This window comes from Saltatorellus ferox, from assembly GCA_007751475.1.
In the GTDB taxonomy this organism is placed as follows: Bacteria; Planctomycetota; UBA1135; order UBA1135.
In genome coordinates this window covers 1,996,423-2,009,238 of the sequence record CP036434.1, presented here as the reverse complement: position 1 = coordinate 2,009,238, position 12,816 = coordinate 1,996,423, and the positions used below count along the sequence as shown (strand labels likewise).

The 12,816-nt window shown below is 67.7% G+C and carries 6 protein-coding genes; 4 read left to right on the top strand and 2 right to left on the bottom strand.

Features of this window, described 5'->3' with window-relative positions; genetic code table 11:
- The first annotated feature begins 114 nt into the window (after positions 1-114).
- Positions 115-2,022 (top strand): alginate O-acetyltransferase AlgX-related protein, encoded by a 1,908-nt coding sequence (locus Poly30_RS07275; RefSeq protein WP_145195771.1) that lies wholly within the window; start codon positions 115-117, stop codon positions 2,020-2,022.
- Positions 2,023-2,052: 30 nt separating this feature from the next.
- Here the strand turns inward: Poly30_RS07275 and Poly30_RS07270 are convergent, their stop codons facing one another.
- Entirely contained in the window at positions 2,053-4,317 is a 2,265-nt protein-coding gene (locus Poly30_RS07270; protein ID WP_145195769.1) for a spondin domain-containing protein, read from the bottom strand.
- Between the two features lie 228 nt (positions 4,318-4,545).
- Here Poly30_RS07270 and Poly30_RS07265 point away from each other — a divergent pair, with 228 nt between their 5' ends.
- The 3 genes from Poly30_RS07265 (at position 4,546) to Poly30_RS07255 (ending at position 10,948) form a co-directional block, all read left to right on the top strand.
- Entirely contained in the window at positions 4,546-6,300 is a 1,755-nt protein-coding gene (locus Poly30_RS07265) for an FG-GAP-like repeat-containing protein (protein WP_145195767.1), read from the top strand.
- A gap of 128 nt (positions 6,301-6,428) precedes the next feature.
- Positions 6,429-9,566, top strand: coding sequence for a DUF1592 domain-containing protein (locus Poly30_RS07260; protein WP_145195765.1), 3,138 nt, complete (start codon positions 6,429-6,431; stop codon positions 9,564-9,566).
- Between the two features lie 5 nt (positions 9,567-9,571).
- Complete coding sequence (locus tag Poly30_RS07255; protein WP_145195763.1) at positions 9,572-10,948, top strand: DUF1552 domain-containing protein; 1,377 nt, start codon at positions 9,572-9,574, stop codon at positions 10,946-10,948.
- 6 nt (positions 10,949-10,954) lie between these two features.
- On the opposite strand, the gene Poly30_RS07250 is transcribed toward Poly30_RS07255, so the two are convergent.
- The gene (locus Poly30_RS07250) at positions 10,955-12,730 is read right to left on the bottom strand and encodes an FG-GAP repeat protein (RefSeq protein ID WP_145195761.1); all 1,776 of its coding nucleotides are present in this window, start codon (positions 12,728-12,730) and stop codon (positions 10,955-10,957) included.
- Positions 12,731-12,816 lie beyond the last annotated feature (86 nt).

Here is a 12,816-nt window from a genome sequence, read left to right as displayed (position 1 = left end):
GGTCTCCCTCCCGAAGCAGGATGGAAAGAGTCTCTTGGGGAACGGGTAGAGCGAGCGACGTGACGGCGAAGCCGGGGCTCCCATGGTCTAATTCCGGCGCGCCGGAGGCGCACCATGGAAGAGCTGATCCGCCCCACGACCGCGCCCGAGAGCCTTCGCTCGCGATGGCCCACGGCGACGGCGATTCTCTCGATCCTGATTCTCGCTGCCACCGCGTTCGTCGATCGCGTCTGGCCCATCCCTCCGCCCCGACTCGTCGGCCAGGAGAAAGCGGAGTACGCGGCGGCCCAGCGGCGACAGACCTTGCGAGATGGCTCGCTCGCTCGATGGATCGAGAAGGAGACGAGCACTCGTTCGCGCGTGCGCGTCACGCTCGGGCCGTGGTGGTCCCTGGCGATGCTCGGGCTGGGCGACTCGGTCAAGAAGGATCTTGTGACAGGGAGCGACGGCTGGCTATTCCTCCGGCGGCGAGCGGCGTTCGACCCCCGAACGCTGCGAGAGGCACCCGCCGTCGCCGCGAACACCCTGCTCGGGCTGCGGCGAAGGCTGGCGCACCACGACTGTGATCTCCGCTTTCTCCCCATCCCCCGAAAGTCCGTCGCCTGCTCGGCGCGATTGCCGAGGGGATTCACACCGCAGCCACAATTCGACGCCGAGGTCATCGCGCGACTTCGCGACGGAGGCGCTCCCACGATCGACCTGCTGAGCGCCTGGGACGGAATGGCTCCCGAGCAGCTCTACATGCGCCTCGACACGCACTGGGAAGTCGGTGGCCAGGAAGCCGCGGCCCGGGCCATCGGAGCTCGGTTCCCCGATCTTCGTGGGGACCTCGGGCCCATCGAACTCGTTCGCACCCGGGAACCGGGGCCCGGTGCGCTGCTTCGCTTCGCAGGCTTCTACCGAGGCCACTCCCTCTGGCCTGGGCTGTCGGCGTGGAACCACGTCAACGATGCTCCGCTGAACCGCGTCCGCCTGGCCTCCGAGGAACTCCGTCAAGGGCTCGCCGGTCCCGGCGCACCCGGCAGTGCACCCATCGACGTCGCGCTGGCAGGTACGAGCTTCACCGGGCACCTCGCGCTCCATCCGCTCGTCGTGCAGGAGCTTCAGGCGCCCGTGGTCAAGGTGGCCTCGGACGGCGCGGCCTTCACCGAGCCCGTGGAGATCCTCCTCCAGCGCTGGAAGCATGAGAGTTCCCTGCCTCGCGTCCTGCTCCTGGAATTCCCCGTGTTCCAGGTCGCCGATGCTTTCCGTCGCCGACCGGAGGTCACGCGCTCGCTCGGATCGATCGTCCAGCGGCTCGATCTCGGCCACGCATCGGCGAGCGTGCTGCCCTCGCGTCCGGTGTACCGCGATGCAGGCGTCGCGCAGAAGGGTCCCCGGCTACGGGGCGCCCTGGCTCCGGGTTCGATTCTCTCCAGCGGCGATGGCGTCGTGCAGCTGCGAGTGGACGTGGACTCCGAGACGCTTTCCCGGTGGAGCGTCCGGACCGCAGCGATGGACATCCCAATCGAGTTCGAAGCGGGCGGCGGCACCGCGTGGGTGCCGATCCTCGAAGGAAGGGAGTGGAGCGGACAGGTCCAGCTGTTCGGCACGGACGCGGGCGCCCACGCAGCGCGGCTCGGGGTGGAAGTCGTGATCGACCACGTGGGCAGTCTCACGCTCGAAGCCCCGAAGCGCGTCGACGGGGGAAATTCGAATGTGATCTGGGAGTCCCGGGACCTCGGCGCCGACGTGATCGCCGGCGACGTTCTTCTGGTCGACTGGTCCGGCGAGGCGGGGCCGGATCGGGCGGGGCCGGGTCAGGCGAGGGCCAACGTGACGGTCGAACTCGGGGGATCGACCGCCGCGGGAGAGCGATCGCTCTCGCGGGCCTTTCCGAATTCGACGGGCACCTGGGCGGTGCTGAGCCTGGGCGAATGGACAGGGGGATCGCTGGAGTGGGTCCGCGTGACGGGCGTCCATGGCGGGCTCGTGCTGAAGAGACTGCGAGGAAGGACGCTGAGCCGGGGAAGAATCCGCTAACGCATCCTTCCCCGGCTTCCTCTCACGGACCTACGACCGCGGCGGCGCCACGGTGACCTGACCGCGCAGCTCGCCGGCAGGGTTCAGCGCGGTCCTCACCTGGAAGTAGATCGTCCCGGCGCTCAGCGCGTCGCGGAACGTCTGATCCGTCTGGAAGGTCGTCGTGATCTGCATCGTACCGTTCGAGTTCACGTCCACGTCGCCCGTGAGGTCCTGGACGACCGGGCCCACCGCACCGGCGGCCGCATCCCGCAGTTCGATGGCGGTGGCGGAACCACTGAGATGGAACGCCGAAGCGTCGATCGTCGCCGTCGTACCGCTCAACCGGATCGAAACCACGCCGCTGGCGGGGATCGTCGGGGTCTCGGAAGAGATCGCGACGCGGAGGAACTCGTAGCCCGTCGTCGTGGCGAAGTCGGCGTTGGCGAACATCGGATCCATCAGGATCGGTCCGTTCGTCATGTAGCCCGGGTGTCCCGTGATGTTGTCCATCGTGACCGTCCCCGCACCCGGCGTGGTCGCCGCGCCGAGGAACGGCACGTTCAGTTCGTCCTCGTCGTTCATCTCGGTGCCAGCGTCGAGCGCATCACCCGCGGCGACCGTGAAGTCCGTCCCGCTGAAGATGGCCAGGTTGAAGAGCTCATGATCCGTCGGACCGTCGTTGGCGAGGAAGGCGTCGTTGCTCGGCAGGATCATCGTGGCCCAGGAGAGATACCGGGTCGCCGCGTCGTTGGGATCGAAGCGACGGGACCACGTGACGAGTTCACCCGGCGCAATCGGACCGGCCGCGCCCATGAGCGTGGTGGCGAAGGAGCCTGTCACCGCCGTGGCCAGGGCGGTGCCGAGCGGTCCAGCGTCGCCGTCCTCGGCGAGAACCTCCAGGTCCGCGCTCGCCATCGCGCCGACGTCGAACATGTCGAACGTACCGTCGTGGAACCCGAGCCAGACCGGAGTCTGGAAGGTTCCCATCGCCGGAGCCGCGTTCTGAACGGTGAAACGTACGGTCTCACCCAGGATCGGCGTCGCCACGTTGGCGGCCGTCGTCAGTGGAGCCGTGGCGGCATTGTTGGCGCGGACCTGCCCTCGGACCTCACCGGCCGGGTTCATGGCGGTGTGCAGGTTGAAGTAGAGGTTGCCGTCGCGCATGGCCTGGAGCTGGCTGGCGGTGATCGCCACGGTGCCGCTTGCCGTGGTCAAGCCCCCTTCGTTGACGTCGATGAAGGGCATGAGGTCGACCTCCACAGCGCCTGCGACTCCAACGTCACCACGATGCAGGTGAAGCAGCGTCGCCGGGCCGCTGAGGTTCGCCACGCTCAGGCTGAAGGTCAGCATGAGGTTCGGTTCGTCGAGCGTTGCGATGGCGGATCCCGTCGGCTCGGCGATCGACGAGCTGACGTCGTCGATTTCGACGCTGAGGACGTTGTAGCCGCTGGCGCGGGCGAAATCCGCGCCAGCGAACATCGGGTCGGAGAGGATGGGCCCGGCCAGCTGGTAGCCCACGTGGCTGCCGATGCTGGCATTCTCGTCGGCGCCTGTGTTCGCCGTCGACTGGCCGAAGAACGCCGTGGACGAGGTCATCTCGTCGTTGACCTCGGTGCCAGCGTCCAGCACGCCCGTTCCAGCAATCGTGAACCCGGCGCCGACGAAGTCGCCGACGTCGCTGAAGATCCGGTGCGCCATCGGGTCGTCGTTGGCCACGAACGCGTCGTTGCTCGGGATGACCATCGAAGCGAACGACAGGAAGCGCGATTCCGGAGCGGCGGGGTCCACGCGGAACGTCGTCGAAGCGACTTCCCTGGGCGGGAACGGTCCGTCCACCGGCCCGAACGTGCCGGTGATGAGCGCCTGGTCGTAGGTGCCCGATGCCCCATCGAAGTCCGCCATCACGAAGGCGGTGTCGCCGTCTTCGGCGAGCCTCTCGAGGGAAGCGGAAGCCGCGACGCCATCGTCGAAGAGATCGAACGTGCCGTCGTGCAAGCCGATCCAGACCGGAGTCTGATAGGTGCCGAGGATCGGCGCCTCATTGCGCACGGTCACGCGCACCGCGGCGCCCACGGTCGCATTGTTGGTGGTCTGGGCACGGTCGAGGGACGCCGTGAACGCGGTCGAGGTGTTCGGGACGGGCGGGGGCGTCGAGTCGCTGTCGTCGCTGCTGCAAGAGACGACCAGGACGGAGGAGGCTGCGGCGGCCAGGACCAGGCCGGCCCGAGCACGGAGAGCCCGAACGCGGAGGGCCGGAGCACGGAGGGCCTGGGGTTGGCGGGCAGTGCTGGAGGGGGTCGAGAGGAGATTCATGGGGTCGAGGGAGGAGTGGCGGGGAGAACGTAGGCCCGGACCGTTTCCTTCAGAGCACAGAGCCTGCGGGAGGAAATCGGCCTCTGGGAGCCATCAGGGGACCGGTTGAACGATCCAGAGACACACCCGTGACCCACGAACCTGTGCTTTTCTCAGGCCGGTTACAATCGCGGTCTCTCACCTCCGCTCGACATATTGCCCGCCTCTTTCTTTCCCCAGCCTCGCTTCATGCCTCCGCGACTTCCGATGACGGCCGCGTTCCAAGCGCTTCTCCTCTGTACCACGGCGTGGGGAGCCCAGTCCGGCACGATCCAGACCACCGATGTCTTCGAAGTGTCCGGCAGCGGCCCGCTCGATTCCTTCGGTGCCAGGGTGAGTCCTGCGGGCGACGTGAACCAAGACGGTCACGCCGATGTGATGGCCGCCTCACTCGCAGGCGCCTTGGGCACGGGCTCCCCCACGTACGTCCGGGTCCTCTCCGGTCGCGATGGCTCGGTCCTCCATGAGCTGCGCGGACAGTCGAGCGCCGAAACGCATTTCGGCGCGGCACTCGACGCTGCGGGCGACCTCGACGGAGACGGGTTCCCCGATCTTCTGGTCGGCTCACCCAACCCCGATCCAACCGCTCCGATCTTCGGGAGCGTCTACGCGTTTTCGGGGGCCGATGGATCACTGATCCACCGCTGGGTAGAAGCCCAGATCAACGAGGACTTCGGCCGAGCCGTGAGCGGCGTGGGTGATGTGAACGGCGATGGCCGTGACGACATCGTCATCGGCTCCCCGCGCGCGGCCAACTCGCGCGGCTTCGCCAGGATCTACTCGGGCGCCACGGGCCAGCCGATCCGCACCTACTTCGGCGTGGGCGGCGAGCGCCTCGGCGCGGCCGTTTCCGAATTCGGCGACCTCGACGGTGACGGTGTCCCCGACGTGCTCGTGGGCTCGCCGGACGGACTCCTCGGTTCGTGCCCATCGTGCGTTCGAGTCTTCTCGGGGTTCGACGGCGCACCGCTCTTGACCCTCACGGACGGTGACCCTCTCTCGCGACTGGGTGCCGCCGTGGCGCCCGCAGGCGACTTCGACGGCGACGGAATCCTCGACATCCTGGCGGGCGCCCCCGACGCGTCCATCCTGGAGCCGAAGGACGGCGCCGCGTACATCTTCTCCGGTGCAGACGGCACGGTCCTTCGTCGTTGGTCGGACCGCGCGGGCCTGCCGCTCCCTTCCGGGTTCGGAAGCTCGATCGGCAGCGGCGGAGACATAGACGGCGATGGCCTGCCTGACTTCGTCGTCGGAGCCCCCACGGCCAAGGGCGCTGCAAATGGCCTGGCGCGCGGTGCGCTCTACGGCTACAGCGGGTTCGACGGCAGGCGCCTGTTCCGGATCACCGGCGCAGCGGATCGCGACGGCCTGGGCTCGGGCGCGTGCATCATCGGCGACGCCAACGGCGATGGGTTCGCCAACTTCGCAGCGGGCGCCTCGCTCGCCAGCGGAACCAGCCTCATCAGTGGAAAGGTACGCGTCTTCCGACGAGTCGCCGCGAACGGCGGCGTCCTCTGCCTCGGCCAGCTCAACTCTTCGGGCGTGGGCTCCGTTCTGGAAGCATGGAGCCAGAGCGGCTACTCCGCGGTCGCCAACGACGTCGCCTTGGAGGTCACGCAATTGCCGCCGAACGTCCTGGGCTACTTCCTCGTCAGCCCCGACTTCAACATCGCCGCGGGGGTCGGCGGTGGCGTGGGCACGCTCTGTATCGCCAGCACGAACATCGGACGCTACTCCGCTTCGATCGGCATCAGCTCCTCCTCCGGCGAGCTGGGCTTCCTGCTGGATAACACGAGCATCCCCCTGCCCTCCGCAGGCGGCGCCGGGGCGGTCGCAGCCAAGCCCGGCGAAACGTTCAACTTCCAGTTCTGGCATCGTGACGCAGGACCAGGCGGCGCGCCGACCTCGAACCTCTCGGGCGCCGTGACGATCACGTTTCTGTAGCCCTGGGGTCTGCGCCAGGGAGCGTCTTGCCCCCAACGCCAGGCGCGAAATCCCGGCACCAGCGCAGGCGTCGATCTCAATGCGCGAAAGCCCCTGGGCCCACGCCCGGGCACCGCTAAGATGAGCGCATGCTCACCAGCGTAACCTCGGGCGCCGCCGTCCTCGTGATCTCGACCATCGCGATCGGTCGCGCCGTGATGGAAGGGCCCCCATCTCCCGTGCTGGAGGACACACTCCAGACCACCTACCGGGAGACGATCCGACCGATCCTCAGCACCTACTGCTTCGGGTGTCACGGCCCGGGCGAACAGAAGGGCGGGGTTCAGCTGGACGAACTGGATCCGGACTTCGTCAAGGGCTACGACGCAGAGGACTGGCACTACGCCCTCGATGTCGTCCAGGGCGCGGAGATGCCGCCCTCGAAGGCGAAGCAGCTCAGCGACGACGAGCGCCGCGCGCTCGTGAGCTGGATCGAAGACGGCCTCGAAGCGGCCAGACGCGCCAGCACGGGCCCGCCCAGCCCGGTCATGCGCCGCCTGAATCGCTCGCAGTACACGAACACGCTCCAGGACCTCCTGCACCTCGGCGTGAACTTCGGCGATCGCCTGCCAGGCGACGCCAGGTCCAAGAGCGGGTTCACGAACAACGGCGAGGTGCTGCTCGCCTCGCCGCTTCACATCGAAGGGTACCAGGCGATCGCGCGGGCCGCGCTGGACGAAGCGATCGTCACCGGGGAGCGACCCGAGTCCGTGCGCTATCGCGTGCGCATCGGAACGGGTCTAGGCCGAGGTCACGTGGGCGCTGAGACCGGCGGCTACCAGTCCGTTCCGGTCGACTCGGATCACTTCGTGATCGAAATCCTGGGGGCGGACGGGAGGCCGCGAACGCCGAAGTCCGATGCCGAAGAGAAAGCCATGGACGCGCTGCGCCGGAAGATCAGCATCGGGCTACGCGGATCCGCCCAGGATCGCTTCCGAGTCACGGAGGACGGCTTGGTGCTGTACGGCGCGGTTCCCCACAAGGAAGTGGCGCCGGGCGCCTGGCAGGGCCCGTCGCCCAACGTCAAGCTGGAGATGCAGCGCGTCTTTCCGGAAGCGGGCGATCTCGCCATGCGCGTGCGCGCGGCGCGCGGGCAAATGTGGGACTCGGCCAAGGTCGTCCTTCTGGACATGCCGGACCGAGCCCCCATGGTCGAGCTGGATCCCGACACGCTGGAGATCGTCGAGCGTCCTGGCACGATCGTCACGCGCGCGCTCACGACGGACCAGCGAAAGAACCTCGTCAACGAAGGCGATTCGCTCGTTCCGATCGACGTGACGAAGCCCAGCCACGCGCGCTTCGGGATCAAGGTGCCGGAAGAGGGCTTTTACCAGATCGATCTCGCTCACCGTCCGGTCGCGGCCGACGCGATGCCGTCGATCCGCGTCGGGATCGGCAAACTGACGCTCGACCTCCGTCCGACGATGTCGGAGGCCCAGCTCCAGGAGTCACGCGTCCTCACCACCGTCGGCGCCGCCTACCTGCTGAAGGGCAGCACGCACATGACCCTGGGCGGCGCCTTCTTCACCGGCTTCAGCCAGGTCGCCCTCACGCCGATCGAATCCGACCATCCGCTCGTGGTGGCACAGAGCAGCAAGAGGGAGGAGCTGGAAGCCCGCGTGGCGGAACTCCTCCCGGCCCTGCGGGTCTACGCGGGTACGCGCACCGACGACGGCATGGACTACCGCACGTTCGCGGAGCCCCAGGAAGTCGTAGGAGACGTCGGGGAGTTCCGTGAGTACACGTTCCACGGGCGCCTGGAGAACCTTCCGATCCCGGAGCCTGAATCCGGAGATGCGGAGATCCTCTCGGGCTTCCTGCTGCTGGGTCTCTGGAACGATCACCTCGTGAAGGACCGCAAGGAGCCGGGGCCCCCGCTGCTCGTCGAATCGATCGAGGTCGAAGCGCCCTACCATCCGATCTGGCCGCCGCGCTCGCACACGGACATCTTCGTGCCGCGGGCCGACGCCGAGAGCGACTCGGACTACGCGCGCAGGGTGATCGGTCGGTTCGCGGACCGCGCCTTCCGGCGCCCTGCGGAGCCCGAGGTCACGGAGCGCTACGTCGAGTTCTGGGAATCGATCCGGGCCGACTACCCGACCCTGGAGGAGTCGGTGAAAGAAGCCCTGATCGCGGTCCTCTGCTCCCCTCGCTTCCTGTTCCTCACCGAGCCTGACCTCGCGGGCGAAGAAGCCCCGGGTGGTGACGTCACCGAGGCCCCACGGATCGACGAGTGGTCGCTCGCGTCGCGCCTCTCGTACTTCCTCTGGAACTCCGCCCCGGACGAACGGCTCCTATCCCTCGCCCGCGCGGGCGAGCTGCGCACGCACCTCGATGCCGAGGTCCAGCGCATGCTCGAAGATCCCAGGCGGCGCCGCTTCCTCGACGTGTTCGCCGAGGAATGGCTGCGCCTCGATCGCCTGGAGCAGATGACGATCGACCCCCATCGCTATCCCGCGTTCACACGCTTCGTGAAGCGCGACATGCGCGAGGAAACCCTGGCCTTCCTCGACCGCCTGATCGAGGAAGACCTGCCCATCGCGCGGCTGATCGACTCGGACTTCGCGATGCTCAATCAGAACCTCGCCGAGTTCTACGGCATCGACGGCGTGCCCGGGCCGCACTTCCGGCCCGTCGCGCTGCCCCCTGGATCGGGCCGTGGCGGGCTCCTCTCCCAGGGCGCCTTCCTCGCGGGCCACTCGGACGGCGTGCAGCCCCATCCCATCAAGCGCGCCGTCTGGCTGAAGGATCGGATCCTCGGCGATCCTCCGCCTCCCCCGCCGCCGAACGTCCCGAGCCTCGATCCAACCACGCCCGGCTTCGAGAAGCTGACGCTCAAGGAGCAGCTCGAGGTTCACCGGAACAGTCCCTCCTGCCGCGACTGCCACGCGGGCATCGATCCCTACGGCGTCGCGTTCGAGCGCTACAGCGCCGTCGGCCTCTACGAGCCCGAGCGCAAGGGACGACCCGTGGACGCGAGCACGACGCTCCCCGACGGCACAGCGATCGACGGCCTGGCCGAGCTCAAGGCCTACCTTCTCGACGTCGCGCGCGATGACGTCGCGCTGTCGGTCATCGAGCACCTTTACGCCTATGCCCTCGGCCGCGACGTTTCCTTCACCGACGAGGATGACCTCCACGCCATCCTCCAGAACGTCCGCTCGAACGGTAGCCGCATCCGCAAGGTGATCGTAGGCATCGTCCACTCCCCCGCGTTCCACCGCTAACCGACATGACACGAACCAAGTCCTGGCACCTTTCGCGTCGAACGTTCCTCCGCGGGGCGGGCGTCGCCGTCACGATGCCGTACCTGCACGCGATGGAGAACGCCCTCCCCGCGGCGGCGGCCCGCCGGGCGACTCCGGAGAACCCGGGCGCGCCGCGGCGCCTCGTGCACGTTTACTTCCCGAATGGCTGCAGCCTTCCGGACGAGAAGGACGCAGCCAACGCGAAGTGGCGCTGGTTCCCCTCGGGCCAGGGCCGCGACTTCCAGCTCACGGAGGTCCTGAAGCCCCTGGAGAAGCATCGCTCCCAGCTCTCGTTCCTGGGCGGGCTCAGTCACGTCAAGAGCCGCGAGCTTCTCGGGCACCTCGCGGGCGACACGTGGCTGACCGGCGGCGACGTGCGCTTCGATCAGTACAAGAACACCATGTCCGTCGACCAGGTGGCGGCGCAGGAACTCAAGAAGTACACGCGCTACCCGAGCCTCGTGCTCTCCACCGACGGCGGCGTCGGCTACAAGTCGCGGGTCTCCACCCTCTCCTTCGGCCCGACGGGCAAGCCGATCGCCTCCGAGCATCGCCAGCGCGCGATCTTCGAGCGCTACTTCTCCGCCCGCGGTGGCGAGCAGTCCTCGGCGGAGCGCCGGAAGAGCCTCGCACAGGGAAAGAAGATCGTGGACCTCGTGCTGGAGGACAGTCACCGCCTGAAGCGCCAGCTCGGCAAGCGCGACACCGAGAAGATGGACGAGTACCTCACGTCCCTCAACGCGGTCGAGGAGCAGGTCAAGCGCAACGAAGCCTGGCTCGACATCCCGATGAAGCCCTTCAGCGCCGAGCACCTCAACCTGGATCCGAATCCGCGCACAGCGGCAAAAGACTACCTGCGCGCCACGTTCGATCTGATCGTGCTCGCCCTGCAGACCGACCTGACCCGCGTCGTCACTTACATGATGGCCCGCGAAGACGGCATGGGCTTTGGCGACAACTTCCCGAAGATCGCCCTCGGACTGAACAAGGGCCACCACACGATCAGCCACGACAACGTCGAGGGGCACTGGGAGGAATGGGGCCGCTACGACCAGTGGTTCGCCCAGCAGTTCGGCTACTTCATCGATCGGCTCGCGACGGTCGAGGACGAGCACGGCCCGCTCCTCGACCACACGCTGTGTCTTTACGGCGCCTGCTGCAGCACGACCCACAACGCGCGCAACTACCCGACCGCCCTGGTGGGCGGCCGGGCGATGGGCGTCCAGCACGGCCGCTACGAGCGCTACGACGAGAGCACGCCGTTCAGCAACGTGCTCCTGACGATGCTCCACGCGGCAGGGGTCAAGAAGGAGTCGTTCTCGGACAGTACGGGCTTGATCCCGGGCCTCCTGAAGGGATAAGCGCGATCAGTTCGTGAACTCGATCTCCAGCGCGTTGGTCGTGTTCCAGGCGCTGTTCGCCGCGTCGTAGTAGGCGACCTGCGCGATGAACTTCTGGCCCACCATGAAGCTGGTCGCCCCCGGCAGGACGGCTTCGATGCGCCCGATAGGGTGCCGCTGGATCAGGCGACCATCTTCGCTCGAGTACTTCTTGGCGAACTGGTAGCCCGAACGACCGGCGCTGACGCAGAACGTTCCGTCGCCAACCGAGTAGTTGGCGCGCTTTTGCCCCAGGTAGAGGATGCCTGCCGTCGCGGGCGGCATCCCGACGGTGCGGAGCACGAGGTCGTCGCGGGAAACGCTCTGGCTTCCCGCCGTCGTGAGGCGAGCGCAGGCGGCGCGACTGTTCGGCTCCCCGCCCATGCGCTGGAATCCTCCAACGGGAACGTTGGAGTGACAGAAGGTCTGACCCCAGCCCATGCCCTTGTCGGGGATCGCGATCAGGTCGATGGCTCCACCGCCCGCGCGCGCGTCGTTCGCTCCGGGCACGCCGACGACGACGTGGTCGCCGACCGCCACCGAGAGGCCGAGGTAGTCGTAGGCCTGCGAGGCTGCCGAGACGTGCCTGGAGACCTCGAACCAGTCGCGACTGCGCTGGCGGAAGATGTGAGCCGAGCCCGAGTTCAAGACCCCGACGTCCGAGTTGGCCGCGCCCACGACGATGAGGTCGTTGCCGATGGCCACGTCGATGCCGAAGCGATGCTGGGGGTTTGGATCCCCGGGGCGCAGCGCCATCGTCTCGTACCACTCGCCGATGGTGCGGCTCCACTCGAACACGAAGACCGCGCCCTCGTCGGAGACGGCTTCGGGATCCGCGTCTTCGTTCTGGGGCGCCCCGACGATGATCGTGTCTTCGACCATGGCGACCGAGGTTCCGAAGAGGTCGAAGTTTCCCCCTTCACGGGACATGAGCTTCTGCCCGACGCTCCAGTTGTTTCCCACGAGGTCGAGAACGTAGGCAGCGCCGGCGTTCACGCCCTGATCATCATCGTTGTACGCGCTCACGACCCCGTGATCCCCCGCCATCGCGAGGTCGTGGCCGAAGTAGTCGTGCTGGCCGATATCTGTCGGGCGGATCTTCTGCGTGCGCACCCAGTTGCCGCCAGAACCCCGGAAGACGTAGACCGCCCCGCCGTCCGGCGCAAACTCGTCATCTCTAGGTGCTCCCACGAGGATGAACTCGCCCTCGACCGCCACCGACATGCCGAAGAGGTCGCCGTCCGAGCGCGAGGCATCGTCGAGCCGCGCGACCTCGACCCAGCGGCCGCCGCTCTCCGCAAACACGGCCACGGCGCCGTGGACGACGCTTCCATCCGAACGCGCGATCTCACGCCCGGGAAAGGAGACGACCGCGTAGCCCGACCCGATCGCCACGTTCTCACCTGCACGGTCACCGGCCGTCGCGTCGGCGAGGACCAGCTTCTGCAGGTACGTGCCGCTCGCGCTGGAGTCGGAAACGACCAGGTGGGCCGAGCCGGTATCCGGTCCGGCGTCATCATCTCGCCAGGATCCGACGACGGTGAGCGGCCCGTCCGCGGCGACGTCGTAGCCGAACCAGTCCAGCGGCATGGCGTCGGGCATGGTGACGCGCGACTGCGCGGAGGCCGTCGCCGTGAGGATCGCCGCCATCGAGAGAACGACGCCCGTGCCCCGGAGGCGGGCAGTCCATAGCGAGGTGCGCTTGGGGCTCGAAACATGCGTGCGGGGAAAGCCGCGGCCGGGTGATGGGATCGTTTCTTTCATGGGTAGGTCGCTCGGTGCGCTCGTCGTCGGCCAGCGTCCCTGGCTCGGCGGCAGAGACTTTTGGCGAAACAAACTACCCCTCTTCC